At 56.1% G+C, this 25,238-nt stretch carries 20 protein-coding genes and 1 riboswitch; of the genes, 9 read left to right on the top strand and 11 right to left on the bottom strand.

What is annotated here, in order from left to right:
• Nucleotides 1-12 precede the first annotated feature (12 nt).
• Nucleotides 13-1,296, top strand: coding sequence for a phosphoribosylamine--glycine ligase (gene purD / locus SCU88_RS01450; RefSeq protein WP_175342303.1), 1,284 nt, complete (start codon nucleotides 13-15; stop codon nucleotides 1,294-1,296).
• A gap of 38 nt (nucleotides 1,297-1,334) precedes the next feature.
• On the opposite strand, the gene SCU88_RS01445 is transcribed toward purD, so the two are convergent.
• The 7 genes from SCU88_RS01445 to nudC form a co-directional block, all read right to left on the bottom strand.
• The gene (locus SCU88_RS01445; RefSeq protein ID WP_175342315.1) at nucleotides 1,335-2,027 is read right to left on the bottom strand and encodes a DUF1481 domain-containing protein; all 693 of its coding nucleotides are present in this window, start codon (nucleotides 2,025-2,027) and stop codon (nucleotides 1,335-1,337) included.
• A gap of 19 nt (nucleotides 2,028-2,046) precedes the next feature.
• Nucleotides 2,047-2,319, bottom strand: a complete 273-nt coding sequence (hupA, locus tag SCU88_RS01440) for a nucleoid-associated protein HU-alpha (RefSeq protein ID WP_002884342.1) — start codon at nucleotides 2,317-2,319, stop codon at nucleotides 2,047-2,049.
• 186 nt (nucleotides 2,320-2,505) lie between these two features.
• Entirely contained in the window at nucleotides 2,506-3,096 is a 591-nt protein-coding gene (locus SCU88_RS01435) for a YjaG family protein (RefSeq protein WP_138095312.1), read from the bottom strand.
• A gap of 43 nt (nucleotides 3,097-3,139) precedes the next feature.
• A complete protein-coding gene (gene nfi, locus SCU88_RS01430; protein ID WP_175342304.1) occupies nucleotides 3,140-3,811 on the bottom strand; it encodes a deoxyribonuclease V in 672 nt (223 codons plus the stop codon).
• A gap of 9 nt (nucleotides 3,812-3,820) precedes the next feature.
• Entirely contained in the window at nucleotides 3,821-4,885 is a 1,065-nt protein-coding gene (gene hemE / locus SCU88_RS01425; protein WP_175342305.1) for a uroporphyrinogen decarboxylase, read from the bottom strand.
• Between the two features lie 130 nt (nucleotides 4,886-5,015).
• Nucleotides 5,016-5,567 (bottom strand): polymer-forming cytoskeletal protein, encoded by a 552-nt coding sequence (locus SCU88_RS01420; RefSeq protein WP_175342306.1) that lies wholly within the window; start codon nucleotides 5,565-5,567, stop codon nucleotides 5,016-5,018.
• Nucleotides 5,568-5,921: 354 nt separating this feature from the next.
• Nucleotides 5,922-6,701: an NAD(+) diphosphatase gene (gene nudC / locus SCU88_RS01415; protein ID WP_175342307.1), complete on the bottom strand. Its 780-nt coding sequence runs from the start codon at nucleotides 6,699-6,701 to the stop codon at nucleotides 5,922-5,924.
• A gap of 99 nt (nucleotides 6,702-6,800) precedes the next feature.
• Between nudC and rsd the strand changes: the two genes are divergently transcribed.
• From rsd to SCU88_RS01375, 8 genes are all read left to right on the top strand, one after another.
• Nucleotides 6,801-7,301, top strand: a complete 501-nt coding sequence (rsd, locus tag SCU88_RS01410; RefSeq protein ID WP_138095306.1) for a sigma D regulator — start codon at nucleotides 6,801-6,803, stop codon at nucleotides 7,299-7,301.
• 59 nt (nucleotides 7,302-7,360) lie between these two features.
• Nucleotides 7,361-7,469, top strand: a riboswitch (TPP riboswitch).
• Between the two features lie 84 nt (nucleotides 7,470-7,553).
• Nucleotides 7,554-9,452 carry a phosphomethylpyrimidine synthase ThiC gene (thiC, locus tag SCU88_RS01405; protein WP_175342308.1) on the top strand — a complete coding sequence of 633 codons (1,899 nt, stop codon included), beginning with the start codon at nucleotides 7,554-7,556 and terminating at the stop codon, nucleotides 9,450-9,452.
• Nucleotides 9,452-10,087: a thiamine phosphate synthase gene (gene thiE, locus SCU88_RS01400; protein WP_138095304.1), complete on the top strand. Its 636-nt coding sequence runs from the start codon at nucleotides 9,452-9,454 to the stop codon at nucleotides 10,085-10,087. Before thiC ends, thiE begins: the two co-directional genes overlap by 1 nt.
• The gene (locus tag SCU88_RS01395; protein WP_175342309.1) at nucleotides 10,080-10,835 is read left to right on the top strand and encodes a molybdopterin-synthase adenylyltransferase MoeB; all 756 of its coding nucleotides are present in this window, start codon (nucleotides 10,080-10,082) and stop codon (nucleotides 10,833-10,835) included. The genes thiE and SCU88_RS01395 overlap by 8 nt, the downstream gene beginning before the upstream one ends.
• Nucleotides 10,819-11,019 (top strand): sulfur carrier protein ThiS, encoded by a 201-nt coding sequence (gene thiS, locus SCU88_RS01390; RefSeq protein ID WP_138095302.1) that lies wholly within the window; start codon nucleotides 10,819-10,821, stop codon nucleotides 11,017-11,019. Before SCU88_RS01395 ends, thiS begins: the two co-directional genes overlap by 17 nt.
• A 1-nt stretch (nucleotide 11,020) precedes the next feature.
• A complete protein-coding gene (locus tag SCU88_RS01385; protein WP_175342310.1) occupies nucleotides 11,021-11,791 on the top strand; it encodes a thiazole synthase in 771 nt (256 codons plus the stop codon).
• Nucleotides 11,788-12,915, top strand: a complete 1,128-nt coding sequence (gene thiH, locus SCU88_RS01380) for a 2-iminoacetate synthase ThiH (protein ID WP_138095300.1) — start codon at nucleotides 11,788-11,790, stop codon at nucleotides 12,913-12,915. The genes SCU88_RS01385 and thiH overlap by 4 nt, the downstream gene beginning before the upstream one ends.
• 229 nt (nucleotides 12,916-13,144) lie before the next feature.
• Nucleotides 13,145-14,146 (top strand): glycosyltransferase family 9 protein, encoded by a 1,002-nt coding sequence (locus tag SCU88_RS01375; protein ID WP_175342311.1) that lies wholly within the window; start codon nucleotides 13,145-13,147, stop codon nucleotides 14,144-14,146.
• 1 nt (nucleotide 14,147) lies between these two features.
• On the opposite strand, the gene SCU88_RS01370 is transcribed toward SCU88_RS01375, so the two are convergent.
• The 4 genes from SCU88_RS01370 to rpoB form a co-directional block, all read right to left on the bottom strand.
• Nucleotides 14,148-15,503, bottom strand: coding sequence for a sensor domain-containing diguanylate cyclase (locus SCU88_RS01370; RefSeq protein ID WP_277752994.1), 1,356 nt, complete (start codon nucleotides 15,501-15,503; stop codon nucleotides 14,148-14,150).
• A 571-nt stretch (nucleotides 15,504-16,074) separates the two neighbouring features.
• Nucleotides 16,075-16,488 (bottom strand): PilZ domain-containing protein, encoded by a 414-nt coding sequence (locus SCU88_RS01365; protein WP_138095297.1) that lies wholly within the window; start codon nucleotides 16,486-16,488, stop codon nucleotides 16,075-16,077.
• A 130-nt stretch (nucleotides 16,489-16,618) separates the two neighbouring features.
• On the bottom strand, nucleotides 16,619-20,842 hold the full coding sequence (gene rpoC / locus SCU88_RS01360; RefSeq protein WP_138095296.1) for a DNA-directed RNA polymerase subunit beta': 4,224 nt from the start codon (nucleotides 20,840-20,842) through the stop codon (nucleotides 16,619-16,621).
• Nucleotides 20,843-20,918: 76 nt separating this feature from the next.
• Nucleotides 20,919-24,947: a DNA-directed RNA polymerase subunit beta gene (gene rpoB / locus SCU88_RS01355; protein ID WP_175342312.1), complete on the bottom strand. Its 4,029-nt coding sequence runs from the start codon at nucleotides 24,945-24,947 to the stop codon at nucleotides 20,919-20,921.
• Nucleotides 24,948-25,238 lie beyond the last annotated feature (291 nt).

Here is a 25,238-nt window from a genome sequence, read left to right as displayed (position 1 = left end):
GGGAGCGTAGCGATGAAAGTATTAGTAATAGGAAACGGCGGGCGCGAACACGCGCTTGCCTGGAAAGCGGCTCAGTCTGCGCAGGTTGATACCGTCTTTGTCGCACCTGGTAACGCAGGCACCGCGCTGGAGCCTGCACTAAAGAATGTGGAGATTGGCGTCACCGACATCCCGGGCCTGCTGGCTTTCGCCCAGGCGGAAGGTATTGATCTGACCATCGTCGGCCCCGAAGCGCCGCTGGTTACCGGCGTGGTTAACGCTTTTCGCGCTGCCGGTCTGGCGATCTTCGGCCCCACCAAAGAGGCCGCCCAGCTCGAAGGCTCTAAAGCCTTCACCAAGGATTTTCTGGCGCGTCATGCTATCCCAACCGCCGAATACCAGAACTTTACCGAAGTCGAGCCCGCGCTGGCATATGTGCGCGAAAAAGGCGCCCCCATCGTTATCAAGGCCGACGGTCTGGCGGCAGGTAAAGGCGTTATCGTGGCGATGACTCTGGAAGAAGCGGAAGCGGCGATTCAGGATATGCTGGCAGGCAACGCCTTTGGCGACGCCGGTCATCGCGTAGTGGTAGAAGAGTTCCTGGATGGCGAAGAAGCCAGCTTTATTGTGATGGTCGACGGCGAGCACGTATTACCCATGGCCACCAGCCAGGATCACAAGCGAGTGGGCGACGGCGACAGCGGTCCTAATACTGGCGGTATGGGCGCTTACTCCCCTGCCCCGGTGGTGACCGACGATGTCTATCAGCGCACCATGGAACGCATTATCTGGCCAACCGTGCGTGGTATGGCGGCAGAGGGCAATACCTATACCGGTTTCCTGTATGCCGGACTGATGATCGATAAACAGGGCAACCCGAAGGTGATTGAATTTAACTGCCGCTTCGGCGATCCGGAAACCCAGCCCATTATGCTGCGTATGCGCTCCGATCTGGTAGCGCTGTGCCAGGCCGCCTGCGAAGGCAAACTGGATACCCAACGTTCGGAGTGGGATGACCGCGCCGCGCTGGGTGTCGTAATGGCCGCGGGCGGCTATCCGGGCAGCTACCGCACTGGCGATGTCATCAGCGGGCTTCCGGAGCAGGAGCAGGAGGACGCGAAAGTGTTCCATGCCGGTACAACGCTGAATGCAGCCGGTGATGTGACCACCAGCGGCGGTCGCGTTCTGTGCGTTACAGCGCTGGGTGACGATGTGGCCCAGGCGCAGCAGCGCGCCTATGCACAATTGCAGGAGATCCGCTGGGACGATTGCTTCAGCCGCAGCGACATCGGCTGGCGCGCCATCGCCCGTCGCTAATCTCCAGTCATAAAAAAAACCGCCATCCGGCGGTTTTTTTAAAAGGTCTTCGGATTCGGCTGCCAGCGGCAGTAATCCTCATTCGCAACCAATAGAAGTTGCGTTCCCCCCGGCGCTTCCAGCCAGGCAAGACTTACCGCCAGCGACGAATGATGCTGACGCTGCCAGATATGCCTACGCTCGGCGTCAGAAAACGTCGGCGTTAAACGCTGCCCTTCACAATTGATGACGGTACCATCGGGCTGCCAGCGCCCCTGCAACAACACCACGCGCCCGCTCCGCAAGGCATCGCTGGTATCGCGAACCTGGCGGGCATAATAGCGGTACAGCGCGATCTTCTCTTCAGAAAGCTGTTGCTTATGGCCTTCGACGTCATGCTGCATAAAGCTCAGGCCGCCACGGGCATCAAAACGAATTTTTACCCGCTCCGGCGTTTCGCCAAACAAGCTGCGTTCGATCGAGGTGAGTTTGTCCCCATGCCAGCGGTATTCGCTGGTTGCGGTCTTATCGTGCGACCAGGGGCTAAAGGCAGTAAACAGATGGATATCGCCGTTGGCGTCATCTTTGCGCCAGATGCGTACCACGCCGTCGTTGTCGACATAGCCGCTGGCGGTGAAAGGAGGTGGCGCGGAAGCGCTGCAGGCCGTGAGCAGCAACAGTGCCGACAGGGCCATGAGCGGCTGCCTGACAGACAAAAGGGGCGTAAACGCCCCCCTGCTAAAACTGTTCACTGCCACGCGACGCGTCGTCTTATTTGACTGCGTCTTTCAGTGCTTTACCAGATACGAACGCCGGTACGTTAGCGGCGGCGATCTTGATCTCTTTACCGGTCTGCGGGTTGCGGCCAGTACGCTCAGCGCGGTGGTTCACTTTGAAGGTACCGAAACCAACCAGTTGTACAGCATCGCCTTCTTTCAGAGACTCGGTAATTGCAGCCAGAGTAGATTCCAGAGCAGCTTTTGCTTGCGCTTTAGACAGGTCAGCCTTGTCCGCAATTACATCAATCAGTTGAGTCTTGTTCATAAGTTATCCTTACAATGTGTTTATCGCTTGCTAAGCATCGAGTGCGACGGAAATGCCATAACAGCACTCTCCTGCATACACGCACCGATAGCCACTTTTTTTCGCCCCACAAATGTAGACCAGACGGGGGGCTAATTGGAAGCCTTCAGGCACGACAAAACAGGCAGTAAATCACGTTTTATTGTCTCATTGCTGCAAATTTATACCGATATTGCTGCTACCGGCCTCCCGAAGGTCGGCACGTAGCCCTTTTATCAGCTCAATGTCGCGCTCTTCGCAGGCGGCCAAAAGTCGGAATATTTCCCACTGAATATCCCATTCTTCTTCCACTGCCGGGTTGTCCTTCAGCTCTTCATCGCTCATTTCGCGACCAGCCTGGGTCATTTCCAGCATCGCTACCGTAGTGATGGAAGTCTTACTCACCTCGATAGCATGCTCAAGCGTTTCACCACTCAGCCGCGAATGCAAGAGTTCACTGAGCGCCACGCAGGCATCGATGGCCGGATAAACGCCATAAATATCGTAATCATCGGCATCCGGAATCGCGGCTTCCAGCTTTTCGAGCTGGCTGTCAAAGTTCACTTTGGCGTCTTTGACGGTCAGCGTTTCCCAGACCAGGTCAAGAATCCTACGGTAGAGCTGCGACTCGCCAAAACCGGTCTGCTGGCAAAACATGGCGTAATTGGGGTACATCCGCTCACAGAGCGACGCCATAAAGGTGACGTGCTGCCAGCTTTCCAGCTTCTCCAGCCGCAGATGGATGGGGTTCTGTAACATCTCGGGTTCTCATTAATCGTCAACTTGCGGCAGTTTACCCGAATCAGCGGTTATTTTCCTGCCAACGCGTGAATGCCGGGCGCCCGGAGGCTACCGCATCGGCCCAGCGCGTCGGCTCCGGCAGACGGTAGCCCGCCATGCAGCGCTGTACCCACGCCAGCGCGCTGTCGGCGCTGACCCGGTGGCCGGTGGAGATAAACAGCGGGTTACAGCGCTTCTTGCTACGCCACACCCAGCCCAGTTGCTCTCCTTTATCCATCAGCGGCGCCGTGGCGCCTGGCGCATCGGAGAGCCCCTCATACTGACCGCACAGCCGCTTTTTCGCCACGCCGATGGTCGGCACATCCACCAACAGGCCAAAGTGGCTGGCCACCCCCACACGGCGCGGATGCGAGATACCATGACCATCCACGAACAGCAGGTCCGGCGGCTGTGAGAGCTGCTCCCAGGCCGCCAGCAGCGCCGGATACTCACGGAACGACAGAAAGCCGGGGATGTAAGGCATGGTCGTCGCAATACGCGCCACGCGATACTCCACCAGCTCCAGAGAGGGATATTTCAGCAGTACCATGGCCGCTCGCGTCACTTCACCGCCCTGCTCGAACCCAACATCCGCGCCGCCGATCAGACGGGGAGGGTCGACATCCAGACGATCGGCACGAGAAACCGATGAAGCCAGTTCCAGCTGTTTAGCGCGAAGCGATGCGAGATCCATAGCCACTCCTTACTGGTGATACTGTCCGGAAAGGCGGTGTACCGCCTCGACAAAGGCGCCAGCGTGTTCCGGTGGCACATCCTGATGAATGCCGTGCCCCAGGTTAAAGACGTGCCCTTCTCCGTTACCGAATCCTGCAAGGATGTCGGCAACCTCCTGCTCAATGCGCTCCGCAGAGCCATAGAGAATGGAAGGATCCATATTCCCCTGTAGCGCGACCTTATCCCCTACCCGGCGTCGGGCATCGGCGATATCCGTGCTCCAGTCCAGCCCCAGCGCATCACAGCCGGTTTGGGCCATGGCTTCCAGCCACTGGCCTCCCCCTTTGGTAAACAGCGTCACCGGCACGCGGCGACCTTCGTTTTCACGCTGCAAACCATCGATAATCTTGTGCATGTAATTCAGGGAGAACTGCAGATAATCACGCCCGGTCAGCGCGCCGCCCCAGGTATCGAAAATCATCACCGACTGCGCGCCCGCGCGAATCTGGGCATTGAGATACAGCGTGACACTCCGGGCCAGTTTATCCAGCAGGCGATGCAGCGCCTCGGGGTCGGCATACATCATCTTTTTGATAATGGTAAACGCCTTGCTGCTGCTGCCTTCCACCATGTAGGTAGCCAGGGTCCAGGGGCTGCCGGAAAAACCGATAAGCGGGACGCTACCCTGCAGGCCGCGACGAATGGTGCGCACGGCATCCATCACGTAGCCAAGTTCCTGCTCGGGATCCGGTACCGGCAACCTATCGACATCGGCCCGGCTACGCACCGGGTGCGAAAAGCGCGGCCCTTCTCCCGCTTCAAAATACAGGCCGAGTCCCATGGCGTCCGGAACGGTCAGAATGTCGGAAAACAGAATTGCCGCGTCCAGGTCAAAGCGGCGCAACGGCTGCAGGGTAACTTCGCAGGCCAGCTCCGGATTTTTACACAGCGACATAAAGTCCCCGGCCTGCGCGCGGGTGGCTTTATATTCCGGAAGATAGCGCCCCGCCTGCCTCATCATCCATACCGGCGTTACGTCCACCGGCTGGCGCAACAACGCGCGCAGATATCGATCGTTTTTCAGTTCGGTCATCAGCGTTTTCCTTACAAGTGGTCGCCATAGATTAACACGCATTTCCAGCCAGGCGGATGCACGGATATCCCCCGGCAGGTCATGGAATGAAAAACGGCCCACACCTGAGTGTGGGCCGTTTTTATGACTTTCACTTGTTTCGCCGGATTTTTTTCTCTTCTGGCGTCTCTTTGCCGATAAACTCAGGCGTAATCACATTATCTTCACTGGCCAGTGCCGGAAGTGTGTTCTGGGCCGACGTATTATTGTCGGTCACCGCCTCAACGTGGTGTGAACTACCACTAAAAATACCGCCGCGCTCAATCGATAACTCATGCGCGAAAATGTCCCCTTCCACACGCCCACGGGCCATAATCACCACGCTGTGCCCCCGACAGGTTCCCTTCAGATAGCCGTTGACCACGACCTTATGGCCCACAACATTACCGGTGATATTGCCATGGTTATCGATCCGCACGCTCTTCTGGCTGCTGATATCCCCTTCAACAGTGCCATCGATCACGATATCCGACTCGCTGGATACTGAGCCACTCAGCACCGTATCTGGCGTAATCACCGTTTCCCTGACCACGCGCCCTTCCGACGGCGGCAGTTCCATTTTCGGACGGCTTTCAACTGGCAGCGATTTTGTTACCGTATTCTGAGAATCCGTTTTCTCATCGCTCTTGCTAAAATTAAACATCCTGAACGTTCTCCTTCCTGAAAAGAATTTTGAGGTCAATAAAATGAAACAAAGACCTGCCAGTAGCGTAATGGAAATGATCAGTAGCGCGTCATGCGCCATGACGTAGCAAACAATGGCACTCAGCCAGGCCAGCCAGATACCGTATAAACAGCATTGCGTTAGTTTTCCGGGCATATCCTTTTCCCCTGGCAACTCAATCCTGTCCCCTGCGCGCTTATTTCAACGACCCATTCTGAATACACGAGATAGTCCCCCTTCTAATCAGGATCGACCAGAAGGAGAAATACTTTAGTGGGGAATCATAAATAACTCTGTTTATATATCATTCTGACCGGCGCATCACAACACAGCTCAGTCTTGTTCGTGCTCGGCCCGACACAGCGCGACAGTATCCTCGATCAAACGTCGGGCCACTGTCCCCGGAGGCGGCAATAGCGGCAACTGGTCGTAACGATACCAGCTAGCATCAAGCAGCTCGCTGCGATCGACAACCAATTCCCCACTATCGTAATCCGCCATAAAGGCCGTCATCAGCGACTGAGGAAATGGCCAGGGTTGAGAGGAGATATAACGCAGGTTTTTAATCTGAATGCCGCTCTCTTCCATGACTTCCCGCGCCACCGCCTGCTCCAGGGTTTCCCCTACCTCAACAAACCCCGCCAGTACGGTATAAAGGCCATTTCGGTGACGATTATGTTGGGCCAACAGGATCTTGTCGCGATCGCGAATCGCCACAATAATGCAAGGGGCGATCTGCGGATAATAACGCTCCCGGCAGTTGTTACACAGCATTGCCCACTCCGTTTTACTGGGATGCATGCTGTGCCCGCAGTAACCACAAAAACGGTGGGAACGATAAAATTCTGCCAGCTGTACGGCGCGTCCGGCCAGTTGAAACAGTGCAGGATCCTCATCAATCAACTGACGCACCGATCCCATATCACGCGAACGCTCCTGCACCACCAACCAGGCAGGCTCTCCCTGCCAGCTACCAACCTGCAGCGCAGCGCAACCCACCAGCCCAAACTGCTGTGCGTGACCGTGCGGAAGTTCCCCCTGCGGCAACCATAATTTCTGTTGATGGCTGACGAACCACCAACCATAGTCTAATTTTTCTACTGTATGTTCCATAATCTCTTGCACGACCTCGGCTTCACTGGCACTCTTTTAACATTGTTTTTACATTCCAGGTTACTTAGCGTTTTAATCATATAACTCACGGAGTCAATCATGCTAAACCAACTGGAAAGACTGGCAGAGCGCGTTGGTGGTTGTAATGAGTTGATCGATCGTTTACTGCAGGATCGCAAACAGCTGTTAGTGGCTTATTACAACCTGGTTGGGATCAAACCTGGCAAAGGATCGCTCTCTGCACTGGACGAGATGGCGCTGGACGATTTCTGCCAGCGTCTGGTGGATTATCTCTCCTGCGGCCATTTCAATATTTATGAACGCATTATCCGCGAAATGGAAGAGGGAGAGCCCCGCACCTCCGCCGGGCAGCTCTGGACACAGCTGGAAGCGAATACTCAACAGATCATGGATTATTACGATTCACATCTGGAGATCGCCATCGATCATGATAACTGTCTGGAGTTCCACCAGGTGCTGTCAAAGCTTGGAGAATCTATGGCGTCTCGTTTCACGCTGGAGGATAGTCTGATCGTTCTGGCGCTGGGCGACAGCCTGGACAGTGCTAACGATTGCGGACATTTTGCCCGACCGGCTTGAGTTCCCATTCATTAACGCGTAGTTTACATAAGGCCTGCCCGATGATACGGAGCAGGCCTTTTATCTTGTCGGAGTGCCCAGTGCCATGCACGGGCTGAGACCGTTAATTCGGGATCCGCGGAACCTGATCAGGTTAAAACCTGCGAAGGGAACAAGAGTAATTTCATCTACGCGCGCACCTGCGCCCGTGCCTGTTACTCCTTCCGTCGTTCTGACAAGCCACTTCCAGTCACTAAAAAACCGGAACGAGCTATGTCTGTATCAACAAAACCTAATCGCCGTGAACAGCGCGCCGCCGCCCAGCAGTTTATCGATACTCTGGAAGGCACCAATTTTCCCAACTCCCACCGTATCTATCTGACCGGCTCCCGTCAGGACATCCGCGTTCCCATGCGCGAAATTCGGATGAGCCCAACGCTTACCGGCGGAGATAAAGCCAACCCGCAATACGAAGAGAACGAACCGGTGCCGGTCTACGATACCTCCGGCCCTTACGGCGATCCGGATATTTCGATTAACGTCCGCGAAGGGCTGGCGAAGTTGCGCCAGCCGTGGATAGACGCACGCAGCGATACCGCGCTGCTCGACGATCGCAGTTCCAGCTATACCAAAGCCCGTCTGGCGGACGATGGCCTGGACGAGCTGCGCTTTACCGGTCTGCTGCCTCCGCGCCGCGCCCTTGCCGGCAAGCGGGTCACCCAGTTGCATTACGCCCGCCAGGGCATCGTCACGCCAGAGATGGAATTTATCGCCCTGCGTGAAAATATGGGCCGCGAGCGCATCCGCGGCGAGATACTGCGCCAGCAGCATCCGGGAGAAAGCTTCGGCGCCCATCTGCCGCAGGACATCACCCCGGAATTCGTACGCGACGAAGTGGCCGCCGGGCGGGCAATTATCCCTGCAAATATTAACCACCCGGAATCCGAGCCGATGATTATCGGCCGCAATTTTCTGGTGAAAATCAACGCCAACATCGGCAACTCTGCGGTGACCTCTTCCATTGAAGAGGAGGTGGAAAAACTGGTCTGGGCCACCCGCTGGGGTGCAGATACCGTGATGGACCTTTCCACCGGCCGCTATATCCACGAAACCCGTGAATGGATCCTGCGAAACAGCCCGGTTCCTATCGGTACGGTGCCCATCTATCAGGCGCTGGAGAAAGTGAACGGCGTTGCCGAAGATCTGAACTGGGAAATGTTCCGCGATACGCTGCTGGAGCAGGCGGAACAGGGCGTCGACTACTTTACGATTCATGCGGGCGTCCTGCTACGCTACGTACCAATGACCGCCAAACGCCTGACGGGTATCGTTTCGCGCGGCGGCTCCATTATGGCCAAGTGGTGTCTGTCGCATCATCAGGAAAGCTTTCTGTACCAGCACTTCCGCGAAATCTGTGAGATCTGTGCCGCCTATGATGTTTCGCTGTCGCTGGGCGATGGCCTGCGGCCCGGTTCAATTCAGGACGCCAACGACGAAGCCCAGTTCGCCGAACTGCATACCCTGGGCGAGCTGACCAAAATCGCCTGGGAGTACGACGTCCAGGTGATGATTGAAGGCCCCGGCCATGTGCCGATGCAGATGATCCGCCGCAATATGACCGAAGAGCTGGAGCACTGCCATGAAGCGCCATTCTACACGCTGGGGCCGCTCACCACCGATATCGCGCCGGGTTACGACCACTTTACCTCCGGCATCGGCGCCGCCATGATTGGCTGGTTCGGTTGCGCCATGCTCTGCTACGTCACGCCGAAAGAGCACCTTGGTCTGCCGAATAAAGAGGACGTCCGGCAGGGGTTGATTACCTATAAGATCGCCGCGCACGCCGCCGATCTGGCCAAGGGACACCCCGGCGCTCAGATCCGCGACAACGCTATGTCCAAAGCGCGCTTCGAATTCCGCTGGGAAGATCAGTTCAACCTGGCACTCGATCCCTTTACCGCCCGCGCTTATCACGACGAAACCCTGCCCCAGGAATCCGGTAAGGTGGCGCACTTCTGTTCCATGTGCGGCCCGAAATTCTGCTCGATGAAAATCACCCAGGAAGTTCGCGACTATGCGGCACAGCAGGAGATCGCCGAAGGAATGAAAGATATGTCGAATACCTTTCGCGCCAAAGGCGGCGAGATCTATCTTCGTCAGGAGGAAGCCTAATGTACCAGCCCGATTTCCCCACCGTCCCCTTCCGCCTGGGTCTCTACCCGGTAGTGGACAGCGTTGACTGGATCGCACGCCTGCTGGAGGCGGGTGTGCGTACCATCCAGCTACGCATTAAAGATAAACAGGATGACGAGGTGGAGGCAGATATTATTGCCGCCATCGCCCTGGGACAGCGCTACAACGCCCGGCTGTTTATCAACGATTACTGGCGGCTGGCGATAAAGCATGGCGCGTACGGCGTTCATCTTGGTCAGGAGGATCTGGAGCAGACCGATCTCGATGCGATCCGCGCCGCCGGGCTACGGCTGGGCGTCTCTACCCATGACGATATGGAAATCGATGTCGCGCTGGCGGTACGTCCTTCATACATTGCGCTGGGCCACGTCTTTCCTACCCAGACCAAACAAATGCCATCGGCCCCCCAGGGGCTGGAGCAACTGGCTACGCATATCGCACGCCTGGGGGATACCCCCACGGTCGCTATCGGCGGCATCAGCATCGCCCGGGCGCCGGCGGTGCTGGCGACAGGTGTCGGCAGTATCGCTGTGGTCAGCGCCATCACTCAGGCCCCGGACTGGCAGGCCGCAACGGCGCAGCTACTCCAGCTGGCAGGAGCGGGTGATGAATGATACGGATTTTATGCGCTACAGCCGCCAGCTTTTGCTGGAGGACATCGGCCCGGAAGGTCAGCAAAAACTGCTGAATGCCCGGGTTTTGATCGTCGGGCTCGGCGGGCTCGGCTCACCGGCGACGCTTTGGCTGGCCGGTGCCGGTGTCGGTTCTCTGTGGCTGGCCGATGACGACTGCGTGCACATCAGCAATCTGCAACGCCAGATTCTGTTCAGTAATGCGGATATCGACCAGCCTAAAACCCAGGCCGCACGGCGGCGCCTGCACGGAATCAACCCGAATATTCACCTGATCACGCTGAATAAACGGCTGGAAGGCGATGCCCTGCATCAGGCCGTCGGCGAAGTCGATCTGGTGCTGGATTGCACCGACAACATGGCCAGCCGTCAGGCCATTAATGCGGCCTGCGTAGCGCTCGCTAAGCCGTTGGTCAGCGCCAGCGCCGTGGCCTTCGGCGGCCAGATGATGGTGCTGACGCCCCCCTGGCTACACGGCTGCTACCGCTGCCTGTGGCCCGACGATAGCGAACCACAGCGCAACTGCCGTACCGCGGGCGTGCTGGGGCCGGTGGTCGGCATTATGGGCGGACTTCAGGCGCTGGAGGCCATCAAGCTGCTGTGCGACCTGCCGGTACGCGACGACTGTCTGCACCTGTTCGATGCCCGCTCTCTACAGTGGCGTACCCTGGCACGTCAGCAGAGCCAGAGCTGCCCGGTTTGCGGAGGTGTCAGTGCGCATTCAGTTTAATGACGAACCCGTCACCTGCGACGATGACGCGACCGTGGCAACGCTGCTGGAAAGCATGAACCTGCACCAGCCGGGCGCCGCGCTGGCCGTTAATCAGACCATCATTCCGCGCGAACAGTGGCAGCACCACCGCCTGCAGGAAGGCGATAGCCTCCTGCTGTTCCAGGCCATTGCCGGAGGTTAATATGCTACAGATTGCCGATAAAACCTTTAACTCACGCCTGTTCACCGGAACGGGCAAATTCGCCTCGCCGCAGCTGATGAGCGATGCGCTCCAGGCATCGGGCAGCCAGCTGGTCACCATGGCCATGAAGCGGGTGGATCTGAATAACCGTCAGGATGACATTCTGGCACCGCTGCGAGCGTTGGGGGTTTCGCTACTGCCGAATACCTCCGGCGCCAAAACCGCCGATGAAGCGATCTTCGCCGCACGCCTGGCCAGGGAAGCGCTGGGCACCCACTGGATTAAACTGGAGATTCATCCCGACGCCCGCTGGCTGCTGCCGGACCCAATAGAAACGCTGCGCGCCGCCGAGCGCCTGGTGCAGGAAGGATTCGTGGTTCTGCCCTACTGCGGCGCCGATCCGGTACTGTGTAAACGGCTGGAGGAAGCAGGCTGCGCCGCCGTTATGCCGCTGGGGGCGCCCATCGGGTCCAATCAGGGGCTACAGACACGTCCTCTGCTGGAGATCATCATCGACCAGGCCAGCGTGCCGGTCGTGGTGGATGCCGGTATTGGCGCTCCAAGCCACGCCAGCGAGGCACTGGAGATAGGCGCCGACGCCGTACTGGTGAATACCGCCATCGCCGTAGCGAGCGATCCGGTTCGTATGGCTCAGGCTTTCCGGCTGGCGGTGGAAGCCGGTGCCATGGCAGCCCGGGCAGGCCAGGGAACCCGCCATTCACAGGCGGTGGCCACCAGCCCGCTGACGCAGTTTCTGGAGGCCGACGCATGAAGACCTTTACTGACCGCTGGCGTGAGCTGGACTGGGACGCCTTACGTCTGGAGATCAACAGCCAGACCGCCGCAGACGTCGAGCGCGCGCTGAATGCTCCCCGTCCCGGTGCACGCGAGATGATGGCGCTGCTTTCACCAGCCGCCGCCGGTTATCTGGAGCCCATGGCGCAGAAGGCCCAGCGCCTGACGCGCCAGCGTTTCGGTAACACGGTGGGATTCTATGTACCGCTCTACCTTTCCAACCTGTGCGCCAACGACTGCACCTACTGCGGATTTTCCATGAGTAACCGCATCAGGCGTAAGACTCTGGATGAACAGGAGATAGCCCGTGAATGCGAGGCGATTCGCAAACTGGGTTTCAGCCACCTGTTGCTGGTCACCGGCGAGCATCAAAGTAAGGTGGGAATGGACTATTTCCGTCGTCATCTGCCTGCCATTCGCCGCCAGTTCAGTTCGTTGCAGATGGAGGTACAGCCGCTTTCTCAGGAGGAGTATGCCGAGCTAAAAGGCCTGGGACTGGACGGCGTGATGGTGTATCAGGAGACCTACCACGAGGCCACCTACGCCCGCCATCACCTGCGCGGCAACAAGCAGGACTTCTTCTGGCGGCTGGAAACGCCGGATCGTCTGGGGCGCGCCGGAATCGATAAGATAGGCCTTGGGGCGCTGAGCGGTCTGTCCGATAGCTGGCGTATCGACTGTTTTATGGTGGCGGAACATCTGCTGTGGCTACAGCGCCAGTACTGGCAGAGTCGCTATTCGGTCTCTTTCCCGCGCCTGCGCCCCTGTGCAGGCGGCATTGAGCCCGCATCAATTATGGACGAGCGCCAACTGGTGCAGGCGATCTGCGCTTTCCGACTGCTGGCGCCGGAAGTCGAACTTTCCCTTTCCACCCGGGAGTCGCCCGAATTCCGCGACAGGGTGGTGCCTATCGCCATCAATAACGTCAGCGCCTTCTCAAAAACCCAGCCGGGGGGCTATGCGGACGATCATCCGGAACTGGAGCAGTTCGCTCCACACGACGGGCGTCGCCCCGAACAGGTCATGCAGGCGCTATCCCGAGCCGGGTTACAGTCGGTCTGGAAAGACTGGGATAGCTGGCTGGGAAGAACGCCTCTCTAATCCGTTCCCGTAGCGGCGCATGCGCCGCTACAGTTGATGACAAAGAGGGAAAAAACGTGGTTTTTCCCTCTTTGTGGTTATCAGCCGAAAATCAATGATCTGGTGATTCTGGCCAAACGCGTTCGGCCCGTGTTTGTCATCCGTCTCAGCGGCGCATGCGCCGCTACTTTTGTACCCCACCGGGAGGTGAACCTATAATAAAACCACCATTGACCCACCGTAATACGCTATGACCGATAACCTGTTGACAAGCCCCGGCAGCCTGCTTAGTGACGGCCAGACCCTGGTCGCCAGTTACGATATCGAACATGGCCAGCGCTACGGTTGCCTGAGCCGTCTGGCTCGTCCGGAAATTCATAACGCCGCCCTGCGCCCTTTTCACCTCGATATCGGAAAACACGACCAGGTGACCGTGATTAACGGTATGGGCGTGGCGCTGGGGGATTCCGTTATTGGCATTGAGATTCTCAACACCCTGAGACGGCGTTATCCGGAACTGATGATTCGGGTGCTGCGCCCCGCCTGTGCCAGCGATAGCGTTGAAGCCCTGTATCGCATGGCGCATGAAGCCGGCATTATCAGCGAACTGGCCCGGCTGCCCGCCAGGCTACCCGATAGAGGGATTGTCATCGATATGGGCAACCAGCTGTTTCGCCGCGATTTCGCCACCCAGGAAATGCATGACTTCTTCTACAACCATATGGGGCTGACGGCGGCGAATATTCCCATTGAGGATAAACAGAACCGCTGGCTGCGCAAGCTGTCGCTCCCGGATTTTCCGGGCGACGGGCAACGCTATGTACTGCTCAGCCCCGGCTCCAGCACGCCGCTGCGCGCCATTCCCCGGCGCCATTACCCTGAGATTGTCGAGCGGCTCCACCAGCGCTTTAAACTGCCGGTGTTGGGCTTCAACCGTATTGCTCACCCTGCTTATCGCTGCATCGCCAGAGAGTGCGACAGCACCCCTAAATTTATCGCCGCCATTGCTGGCGCCGACTATCTCTACAGCGCAGACTCTTCCGCCCTGCATATTGCCGCGGGCTTTCAGGTGCCGACCCGCGCGCTGTTCAGCGCCATCCCTCCGGCGTTGCGTACCCGATATTACCCAGCCTGCGATGCCGTCTGGCTCGGGGATGACAGCACCCGCCAGTTACACCAGAGTAACGATGCCATACTGCTACAGCAGGTCGCCGCCAGATTCGATCGCTTCTTTCAGGATAACGAACTGTAGGCTACGCGGCATTGCCAGCAACAGTCTGGTCTTTACCGGCATGCTTGGCCTGATACAGACGCGCATCAACCTGCGCTATCAGCGCCTGTGCTTCCTCGCCGTTCCAGCGACCCAGCCCGGCACTAAAGGTGACCGCACTAATATCTTCACGCCATTCCCGACTCCTGACGCCAAGCCTGCACTGTTCAAGCAGTTGCCAGGCCTGCTGTTCCGGTATTTCGCTGAAAATGATGGCAAACTCCTCTCCGCCATAGCGGTAGATTGTGCCCTTCTCCTGCGCCAGAATCGCCTTACATTCCGCCACCATTCCGCGCAGTACCACATCCCCGACCAGATGTCCGAAGCTGTCGTTGATGGTTTTGAAATTATCGATATCCAGCAGTGCCAGCGAGAACATCCGATTCTCCGCAATATGCTGCTGAAGGTCTTTATCAAAAGACCGGCGATTAAGCGCACCGGTCAGGGCATCATGCGCAGATTCCGCCGTCAACGCTGCTTCACGCTCCCGGGTATTGTTAATCTCCTGAGAAAGCAGAGATTCAAGGTTACCCCAGCCATCCGGCGCGCCGGTTTTAATGTGGCCGATGATGTTGATCAGCGTCTTATCCCAGTGGCTCTTTAGGTAAAAACCAAAGAACAGAAGAATCAGCAGTGAGATGACGAAGCCATAAATGACCTTCTGGGACTCGCTCCAGACCAGTTCATTCAGAGCCCGATTCTCCACGGAGTAGACCAGCAGCCATTTGGGGCCATCAAAACGATACGAAAAGAACCAGCGGTCCTGATGCTCGTCATAATAGAGCCCTCCGCTTTTTTTCAGCTCCGACAGGATAGTCTGGAAATCATGGCGCTCTGGCGTTTCATCCACAATATCATCGGCAATCACTTTTCCCGTATCGGAAAGCAGTACCACATTGCCTTCCACCGGAGGAAGCAGGCGTTCAATATTTTTATTGAGCTGGGCAAGGTTGATATCAAACGCCAGTACTCCATTGAAAAAACCGTGGCTGTTAATCACCGGCGTGGAAAGAGTTACGGTGCTGACCTGGGTAATAAGATCCTTATAGGGCTCAGTGAACTGTACCCGATGCTGCGAGTTAGCCTCATCAATAAACCACGGACGTTGCTGAATCTGCTGGGGCGTCTTCTTTACGATACTCCCTTTTTCCGGCACCCGGAGATAGTGGCCGCGAGTATCCGCCAGGATAACCGCGTTAATCTCCGGTGACTTTGACATGATAAACATCATGTGCGCCAGTACGCTGTGACTGTCGTGGTAAAAAGCGTTGTTAAAGATATCATCACCGCCGAATTTACTACTGGCCGAGATGATTTTCTCTTCCACTACATCAATCATATTATTTAGATACAGTGTCGCAACATTACTAACAAAGTTACGACTAATATTAATATATGATTTATGAATAGTCTTTTTCTGACTGTCAATCACAAAAAAGGCAGTGGCAATAATCGCCATAAAAGCAGAAAGAAGACTGTAGTGTATCTTCTTTGATAATCCGAGAGTCTTTGTCATGAGTATTAACAGGTTACCCGCTTGAATCAGAATTATCTTGTAAAATATAAACGTCTGCCAGGCATTAATATAAATAAAAACAATATTTAAGACGACCGGGAGAGGCTTAAGTGTTTTGTGGTTACCGCGTTGGAAAATATGAATACTAATGTAATGCGCGATGCCAGGCAAGAAGGAGACGCAAATCTATCGATACAGACCAACAGTAATTTACAGGAAAACTCTGACAACCCATTGAAATTAATTGCATCTTTTTACAATTCAGCGGCAAAAAACGTTATTCAGAAAAATAAGATAACGGACAGACTCATTATTTAGGAATAGGCTTGAATTTAAAATCAGGGAATCATTAATAACAGGCTAATTCCTCTCTAACCTTTTAATGCGAATCGGTTTACCTCTTCAGAATAACGACTCTGGGTTTCTCCGCCACTCCCGGATAGCGAACACTCATCTCAAGCTGGTATATGCTACGCTGGAGTGCCACCTCTTGTCGGGGCGGTAAATTTTCGAAACGGATATGCAAATTTGTCACCTCACCTTTCCCCTGCTCCAGACGGACGGTCTTATCGATGATAAAGATATCCGTCTCGAATCGCAGGTAGTCTCCCAGTGAGAAGCTCACCTGCCTGACTGTCTGGTGCCGTTGCAGGGCGGCAATTAACGGATCGCGGCCATACAGGCAGACTCCACCAACGGAAATATTCTGTATGGCAAGGTTAATTCTTTTGCCGTTATGAACGATCAGCGCGCAAAAGCCCGCGGTACTGTGTGGAACATTAACGCGGTAAAAAGAACGTCTCTGCATCGTCGTGGCTGGTTCCTTCAGGAGTGATGGTTTAATGAATACAAATATGAAGGAACGCTTTTATATCACAGCCGCCGACCAGAGGCGAAAAAAAACCCTGCCGAAGCAGGGTTTTTTAGAGCGCTGAGGCTTACTCGTTGTCGGAGCCGCCCAGACCTGCATTCAGCAGTTCTGCCAGGCTGGCGGAAGCTTCTTCCGCGCTGACCTGCGGCACAACCGGCGTTTCGCCAGCCGCGCGACGACGCATACGATCCTGGTGGTAGGCATAGCCAGTACCCGCCGGAATCAGTCGACCTACGATAACGTTCTCTTTCAGACCGCGCAGTTCGTCGCGTTTGCCCGCAACGGCTGCTTCGGTCAGCACGCGAGTGGTCTCCTGGAACGATGCCGCGGAGATGAAGGACTCAGTCGCCAGAGACGCTTTGGTGATACCCAGCAGATCGCGCATGTAAGTCGCGCTGATTTTGCCTTCGGCTTCCAGATCGCGGTTGGCGATCTTGACGCGGGAGTATTCCACCTGCTCACCTTCCAGGAACTCGGAGCTGCCCGCATTCATGATGGTCGCTTTACGCAGCATCTGACGAACGATAACTTCGATGTGCTTATCGTTGATCTTAACGCCCTGCAGACGGTATACGTCCTGCACTTCGTTAACGATGTAGCGAGTCACGGCCTGAACGCCACGCAGACGCAAAATATCGTGCGGTGCTTCCGGACCATCAGAAACCACGTCACCACGCTCTACGCGCTCACCTTCAAACACGTTCAGCTGACGCCACTTCGGAATCATCTCTTCGTACGGATCGCTACCGTCTACCGGCGTGATAACCAGACGGCGCTTGCCTTTGGTCTCTTTACCGAAGGAGATAATACCGCCGATTTCTGCCAGGATTGCCGGCTCTTTCGGACGACGTGCTTCGAACAGGTCGGCAACGCGCGGCAGACCACCGGTGATATCCTTGGTACCGCCAGATTCCTGCGGAATACGCGCCAGGGTGTCACCGCCGCTGATCTGTACACCATCGTCGAGCTGAACAATCGCTTTACCCGGCAGGAAGTACTGTGCCGGCATGTCGGTGCCCGGAATCAATACGTCGTCGCCGTTAGCGTCAACGATCTTCAGTGCCGGACGCAGATCTTTACCACCCGCCGTACGCTCTGCGGAATCCAGAACCACGATGGAGGACAGGCCGGTCAGTTCGTCGGTCTGACGCGTTACGGTCTGGCCGTCGATCATGTCGGTGAAGCGGATGAAACCAGCCACCTCGGTGATAACCGGCATGGTGTGCGGATCCCAGTTCGCCACGGTTTCGCCCGCGTTAACCGGTTCGCCATCGCCCTTCGCCAGTACTGCACCGTAAGGCACTTTATAGCTCTCTTTGGTACGGCCGAATTCGTCGATCAGACGCAGTTCGGTGTTACGAGAGGTGATCACCAGTTTTTCGCTGGAGTTCACAACCGTCTTGGCGTTAACCAGTTTCAGGCTACCTTTGTTCTTCACCTGGATGCTGGATTCAGCTGCCGCACGAGATGCCGCACCACCGATGTGGAAGGTACGCATGGTCAGCTGAGTACCCGGCTCACCGATGGACTGTGCTGCGATAACGCCGATGGCCTCACCTTTGTTGATGATGTGACCACGTGCCAGGTCACGACCGTAGCAGTGGGCGCAGACGCCGAAGTCGGTGTCACAGGCAACAACAGAACGCACTTTCACGCTGTCGACAGAGTTCTCTTCCAGCACTTCACACCACTGTTCGTTCAGCAGCGTGTTGCGCGGTACCAGAATATCTGCAGTACCCGGCTTCAGCACGTCTTCCGCGGTCACACGACCCAGAACGCGGTCGCGCAGCGGTTCTTTAACGTCACCACCTTCGATAACCGGCGTCATCAGGATACCTTCGTGGGTACCACAGTCGTCTTCGGTGACCACCAGATCCTGCGCCACGTCGACCAGACGACGAGTCAGGTAACCGGAGTTCGCCGTTTTCAGTGCGGTATCCGCCAGACCTTTACGAGCACCGTGGGTCGAGATGAAGTACTGGAGTACGTTCAGACCTTCACGGAAGTTCGCGGTGATCGGCGTTTCGATGATGGAGCCATCCGGCTTCGCCATCAGACCACGCATACCAGCCAGCTGACGAATCTGTGCCGCAGAACCACGCGCACCGGAGTCGGCCATCATATAGATGCTGTTGAAGGAGACCTGCTGCTCTTCTTCACCGTCACGGTTGATAACGGTTTCGGTCTGCAGGTTTTCCATCATCGCACGGGATACGCGGTCGTTGGCCGCTGCCCAGATATCGATAACTTTGTTGTAGCGTTCGCCAGCGGTAACCAGACCAGACTGGAACTGCTCCTGAATTTCCGCCACTTCAGCTTCCGCTTCATTGATGATCTCGGCTTTCTTAGCCGGGATAACCATATCGTCGATACCAACGGAAGCACCAGAACGTGCTGCATAGGCAAAGCCGGTATACATGGTCTGGTCAGCGAAGATAACGGTCGGCTTCAAGCCCAGGATGCGGTAACAGGTGTTCAGCATCCTGGAGATCGCTTTCTTACCCAGCGCCTGGTTGACGATGGAGAACGGCAGGCCTTTCGGCACGATCATCCACAGGATCGCACGACCAACGGTGGTGTCGATCAGGCTGGTTTTGGCCACGAACTCACCCTGAGCATCTTTTTCATACTCAGTGATACGTACCTTAACGCGGGCGTGCAGCTCAGCCAGGCCAGCGCGATAAATACGCTCAGCCTCTTTCGGGCCAGTCAGCACCATGCCTTCGCCTTTGGCGTTAATCTTGTCACGGGTCATGTAGTACAGACCCAGAACCACGTCCTGAGACGGTACGATGATCGGCTCACCGTTCGCCGGCGACAGGATGTTGTTGGTAGACATCATCAGCGCACGAGCTTCGAGCTGGGCTTCCAAGGTCAGCGGAACGTGTACCGCCATCTGGTCACCATCGAAGTCGGCGTTGTACGCCGCACACACCAGCGGGTGAAGCTGAATAGCTTTACCTTCAATCAGTACCGGCTCGAACGCCTGGATACCCAGACGGTGCAGGGTCGGCGCACGGTTCAGCAGTACCGGGTGCTCACGGATAACTTCATCCAGGATATCCCATACTACTGCTTCTTCGCGCTCGACCATTTTCTTGGCCGCTTTGATCGTGGTAGCAAGGCCACGCAGCTCCAGCTTGCCGTAGATGAACGGCTTGAACAGCTCCAGCGCCATTTTCTTCGGCAGACCGCACTGATGCAGACGCAGGTACGGACCTACGGTGATAACGGAACGACCGGAGTAGTCGACACGTTTACCCAGCAGGTTCTGACGGAAACGACCCTGTTTACCTTTGATCATGTCGGCCAGAGATTTCAGCGGACGCTTGTTAGAGCCCGTGATGGCGCGACCGCGACGACCGTTATCCAGCAAGGCGTCGACCGCTTCCTGCAGCATACGCTTTTCGTTGCGTACGATGATATCCGGCGCAGCCAGATCCAGCAGGCGTTTCAGACGGTTGTTACGGTTGATCACGCGGCGATACAGATCGTTGAGATCGGAAGTCGCGAAGCGGCCGCCATCCAGCGGTACCAGCGGACGCAGGTCCGGCGGCAGAACCGGCAGAACGGTCAGAATCATCCACTCCGGCTTGTTGCCGGACTGTACGAAGGCTTCCAGCAGCTTGATGCGCTTGGTCAGCTTCTTACGTTTGGTTTCTGAGTTGGTTTCATTCAGCTCTTCGCGCAGGGTTTCACACTCCTGCTCCAGATCCATCGCTTTCAGCAGCGCCTGGATCGCTTCGGCACCCATCTTGGCGTCGAATTCGTCACCGAACTCTTCCAGCGCATCCAGATACTGCTCTTCAGTCAGGATCTGGCTACGTTCCAGGTTGGTCATACCGCCTTCGATAACCACATAGGATTCGAAGTACAGCACGCGCTCGATGTCGCGCAGCGGCATATCCAGCAGCAGACCGATACGGGACGGCAGCGACTTCAGGAACCAGATGTGCGCGGTCGGAGAAGCCAGCTCAATGTGACCCATACGCTCACGACGTACTTTGGTCTGAGTAACTTCAACGCCACATTTTTCACAGATAACGCCGCGGTGCTTCAGGCGCTTGTACTTACCGCACAGGCACTCGTAGTCTTTTACCGGCCCGAAAATGCGGGCGCAGAACAGACCGTCACGTTCCGGCTTGAACGTACGGTAGTTAATGGTTTCCGGCTTTTTAACTTCACCGAAAGACCAGGAACGGATCATGTCTGGCGAAGCCAGAGCAATTTTGATCGCATCAAACTCTTCGGTTTTAGTTTGCGCTTTCAGAAACTTTAATAAGTCTTTCACGGATTGGCTCCCGTCGGAGTTAGCACATTCTGCTGCCGGGTGTTACCCCGGCAGCAGTGACCTGTTTGAGCGAGAATTACTCGTCTTCCAGTTCGATGTTGATACCCAGCGAACGGATCTCTTTCAACAGTACGTTGAAGGATTCCGGCATGCCCGGTTCCATCTGGTGATTGCCATCTACGATGTTCTTATACATCTTAGTACGGCCGTTCACGTCATCAGACTTCACGGTCAGCATTTCCTGCAGGGTGTAGGCGGCGCCGTAAGCTTCCAGCGCCCACACTTCCATCTCACCGAAGCGCTGACCACCGAACTGCGCCTTACCACCCAGCGGCTGCTGAGTAACGAGGCTGTAAGAACCGGTGGAACGCGCGTGCATCTTATCGTCAACCAGGTGGTTCAGTTTCAGCATGTACATGTAGCCAACGGTTACCGAACGCTCAAACTGCTCGCCGGTACGGCCATCGTACAGCGTGATCTGACCGGAGGTCGGCAGGTCACCCAGCTTCAGAAGCTCTTTGATCTCTGCCTCTTTCGCACCGTCGAACACCGGCGTTGCAATCGGCATACCCTTACGCAGGTTTTCAGCCAGACGCAGAACCTCATCATCGCTGAAGGTGTTCAGATCGACGCGCTGACGAACATCCATGCCCAGATCGTAAGCGCGCTGGATGAACTCACGCAGCTTCGCCACTTCCTGCTGCTGCTTGAGCATCGCGTTGATCTTATCGCCGATGCCTTTGGCAGCCATACCCAGGTGGGTTTCCAGGATCTGACCGATGTTCATACGCGACGGTACGCCCAGCGGGTTCAGTACGATATCAACCGGCGTGCCGTTTTCGTCGTAAGGCATATCTTCGATCGGGTTGATCTTGGAGATAACACCTTTGTTACCGTGACGGCCTGCCATCTTGTCACCCGGCTGGATCTGACGTTTAACGGCCAGATAGACCTTAACGATCTTCAGTACGCCCGGTGCCAGGTCGTCGCCCTGAGTGATCTTGCGACGTTTAGCTTCCAGTTTCTTCTCGAACTCATGTTTCAGTTCATCGTACTGCTCAGCCAGCTGTTCCAGCTGGTTCTGTTTCTCTTCGTCGGTCAGGCCCAGTTCCAGCCAGCGGTCGCGCGGCAGCTTGTCGAGCTTCTCGGCTTCCACACCACCGGCAACCAGCACCGCGTAGATACGACTAAACAGACCGGCTTCAAGGATCTGCAGTTCTTCAGACAGGTCTTTCTTAGCCTGCTTGAGCTGCATCTCTTCGATTTCCAGAGCACGCTTATCTTTTTCTACGCCATCGCGGGTAAAGACCTGAACGTCGATAACGGTACCGGATACGCCATTCGGCACGCGCAGAGAAGAGTCTTTAACGTCAGACGCTTTCTCACCGAAGATGGCGCGCAGCAGCTTCTCTTCCGGGGTCAACTGGGTTTCACCTTTCGGCGTTACCTTACCGACCAGGATATCACCGCCGGTGACTTCCGCACCGATGTAGACGATACCGGATTCATCCAGTTTAGAGAGCGCAGCTTCACCCACGTTCGGAATATCCGCGGTGATCTCTTCCGGCCCCAGCTTGGTGTCACGAGACACACAGGCCAGTTCCTGAATGTGGATGGTGGTGAATCTGTCTTCCTGCACCACGCGCTCAGATACGAGGATGGAGTCCTCGAAGTTGTAACCGTTCCACGGCATGAACGCGACGCGCATGTTCTGGCCCAGCGCCAGTTCGCCCAGATCGGTGGACGGACCGTCGGCCAGCACGTCTCCGCGCTCTACCGGCTCACCCAGAGAGACACAAGGCATCTGGTTGATGCAGGTGTTCTGGTTAGAACGGGTGTATTTGGTCAGGTTGTAGATGTCGATGCCCGCTTCGCCCGGATACATCTCATCTTCATTAACCTTGATAACGATACGGGAGGCGTCAACGTACTGCACCACACCACCGCGTTTGGCAACGGCGGTTACACCGGAGTCAACGGCAACGGCGCGCTCCATACCAGTACCAACCAGCGGCTTGTCAGCACGCAGGGTCGGTACAGCCTGACGCTGCATGTTCGCACCCATCAATGCACGGTTTGCGTCATCGTGCTCCAGGAACGGAATCAGGGAGGCACCAACGGAAACCACCTGCTGGGTGGATACGTCCATATAGTCAACCTGATCGTTGCTGAACAGGCTGGACTCGCCTTTGTTACGGCAGGTTACCAGGTCGTCGACGAAAGCGCCATCGTCATCCAGAGGGGCGTTAGCCTGCGCGATAACGAAGTTGCCTTCTTCAATGGCGGAAAGGTAGTGAATCTCATCCGATACCTTGCCATCGATAACGCGACGGTACGGCGTTTCCAGGAAGCCATACTCGTTAGTCTGCGCGTACACGGACAGGGAGTTGATCAGACCGATGTTCGGACCTTCCGGCGTTTCGATAGGACATACGCGACCGTAGTGGGTCGGGTGAACGTCTCGAACTTCAAAGCCGGCACGCTCGCGGGTCAGACCGCCCGGGCCCAGTGCAGAGATACGACGCTTATGGGTAATCTCGGACAGCGGGTTGTTCTGGTCCATGAACTGAGAAAGCTGGCTGGAACCGAAGAACTCTTTCACCGCTGCGGAGATCGGCTTGGCGTTGATCATATCCTGAGGCATCAGGGTATCGAGGTCGCCCAGAGACAGACGCTCTTTTACCGCACGCTCTACACGAACCAGGCCAACGCGGAACTGGTTTTCCGCCATTTCGCCTACGGAGCGGATACGACGGTTGCCGAGGTGGTCGATATCGTCCACTTCGCCTTTACCGTTACGGATATCGATGAGCTTTCTCATCACATCGATAATGTCGTCTTTGCTCAGGATGCCGGAACCTTCAACTTCGTCACGCAGCAGCGAACGGTTGAACTTCATACGGCCAACCGCAGACAGATCGTAGCGGTCTTCAGAGAAGAACAGGTTTTCGAACAGGCTTTCAGCCGCTTCACGCGTCGGCGGCTCACCAGGACGCATCATGCGGTAGATTTCAACCAGCGCGCTCAGGCGATCGCTGGTCGGGTCAACGCGCAGCGTTTCGGAGATGTACGGGCCATGGTCGAGATCGTTGGTGAACAGGGTCTCGATACGCTTGTGGCCGGCCTGGCTCAGTTTCGCCAGCAGATCCAGCGACAGCTCCATGTTAGCCGTGCAGATCAGCTCACCGGTGGATTCATCAACATAATCCTTCGCGGCAACTTTACCTGCAATGTACTCAACCGGAACTTCGATGTGTTTCACATCGTCTTTTTCCAGCTGACGGATATGGCGCGCGGTGATACGACGACCTTTCTCAACGTAGACCTTGCCGTCAGATTCGATGTCGAAGGAGGCGGTTTCGCCACGCAGGCGTTCCGGAACCAGCTCCATCTGCAGCTTGTTGTCGCGGATCTCATACACCACTTTTTCGAAGAACAGATCGAGAATCTGCTCAGAGGTGTAGTTCAGGGCGCGCAGAATGATGGAGGCCGGCAGTTTACGACGGCGGTCAATACGGACGAACAGGTTGTCTTTCGGATCGAATTCGAAATCCAGCCAGGAGCCACGGTAAGGGATGATACGTGCGTTATACAGCACTTTACCCGAAGAGTGGGTTTTCCCTTTATCGCTGTCAAAGAAGACGCCCGGGCTGCGATGCAGCTGAGAAACGATAACACGCTCGGTACCGTTGATAACGAAGGTACCGTTGTCAGTCATGAGCGGAATTTCGCCCATGTAGACTTCCTGCTCTTTGATGTCTTTTACGGTGCCTTCCGGCGCTTCACGCTCGTAGATCACCAGGCGCAGTTTCACACGCAGCGGTGCCGAAAAGGTCACGCCGCGAATCTGGCACTCTTTAACATCGAACACAGGTTCGCCAAGGCGGTAGCTGACGTACTGCAGCTCGGAGTTACCGCTATAACTCTGAATCGGGAATACGGAACGGAAAGCCGCTTCCAGACCGTTCTGCCCCTCAGGATCTTGCTCGATAAACTTCTGGAACGAGTCAAGCTGGATAGAAAGGAGATATGGAACATCCAGCACCTGCGGACGTTTACCAAAATCCTTACGAATACGTTTTTTCTCGGTATAGGAGTAAACCATAGGGTTCCTCAGCTCGCTGACAAGTCGACCCACTCTGCCCATTGAAAGGACAGTTTATGCAACACCATTTTGTTGACCGAGAAGTGGAACACCTCTCGCAATGCCTGTTTCTATCACTCTTAAATCATTTCATTGCAATTTACACAGGACTGCGTCCTGTCGCAGTATATTAAGTCGTCGATAGAAACAAGCATTGTGGAGCAACCAGCAGTCAAACAGTGTGAAACGCTACTGGCGCTCTACAGCGCAAAAAGGCTGGTGACTAAAAAGTCACCAGCCATCAGCCTGATT

The organism is Jejuibacter sp. L23 (assembly GCF_050815825.1).
Classification (GTDB): Bacteria; Pseudomonadota; Gammaproteobacteria; order Enterobacterales; family Enterobacteriaceae; genus Jejubacter; species Jejubacter calystegiae.
The sequence above is the reverse complement of the archived record's forward strand: the minus strand, read 5'-3'. Positions and strand labels throughout refer to the sequence as shown.

Bases quoted from the DNA above. Each gene is read 5' to 3' on its own strand.
- thiE (WP_138095304.1), top strand. From the start codon at position 9,452: ATGTACCAGCCCGATTTCCCCACCGTCCCCTTCCGCCTGGGTCTCTAC.
- SCU88_RS01435 (WP_138095312.1), bottom strand. From the start codon at position 3,096: ATGTTACAGAACCCCATCCATCTGCGGCTGGAGAAGCTGGAAAGCTGG.
- SCU88_RS01370 (WP_277752994.1), bottom strand. From the start codon at position 15,503: ATGATTGATGTAGTGGAAGAGAAAATCATCTCGGCCAGTAGTAAATTC.
- rpoB (WP_175342312.1), bottom strand. From the start codon at position 24,947: ATGGTTTACTCCTATACCGAGAAAAAACGTATTCGTAAGGATTTTGGT.
- nudC (WP_175342307.1), bottom strand. From the start codon at position 6,701: ATGGAACATACAGTAGAAAAATTAGACTATGGTTGGTGGTTCGTCAGC.
- hemE (WP_175342305.1), bottom strand. From the start codon at position 4,885: ATGACCGAACTGAAAAACGATCGATATCTGCGCGCGTTGTTGCGCCAG.
- purD (WP_175342303.1), top strand. From the start codon at position 13: ATGAAAGTATTAGTAATAGGAAACGGCGGGCGCGAACACGCGCTTGCC.
- nfi (WP_175342304.1), bottom strand. From the start codon at position 3,811: ATGGATCTCGCATCGCTTCGCGCTAAACAGCTGGAACTGGCTTCATCG.
- hupA (WP_002884342.1), bottom strand. From the start codon at position 2,319: ATGAACAAGACTCAACTGATTGATGTAATTGCGGACAAGGCTGACCTG.
- thiH (WP_138095300.1), top strand. From the start codon at position 11,788: ATGAAGACCTTTACTGACCGCTGGCGTGAGCTGGACTGGGACGCCTTA.
- SCU88_RS01385 (WP_175342310.1), top strand. From the start codon at position 11,021: ATGCTACAGATTGCCGATAAAACCTTTAACTCACGCCTGTTCACCGGA.
- SCU88_RS01395 (WP_175342309.1), top strand. From the start codon at position 10,080: ATGAATGATACGGATTTTATGCGCTACAGCCGCCAGCTTTTGCTGGAG.
- SCU88_RS01365 (WP_138095297.1), bottom strand. From the start codon at position 16,488: ATGCAGAGACGTTCTTTTTACCGCGTTAATGTTCCACACAGTACCGCG.
- SCU88_RS01420 (WP_175342306.1), bottom strand. From the start codon at position 5,567: ATGTTTAATTTTAGCAAGAGCGATGAGAAAACGGATTCTCAGAATACG.
- SCU88_RS01375 (WP_175342311.1), top strand. From the start codon at position 13,145: ATGACCGATAACCTGTTGACAAGCCCCGGCAGCCTGCTTAGTGACGGC.
- rsd (WP_138095306.1), top strand. From the start codon at position 6,801: ATGCTAAACCAACTGGAAAGACTGGCAGAGCGCGTTGGTGGTTGTAAT.
- thiC (WP_175342308.1), top strand. From the start codon at position 7,554: ATGTCTGTATCAACAAAACCTAATCGCCGTGAACAGCGCGCCGCCGCC.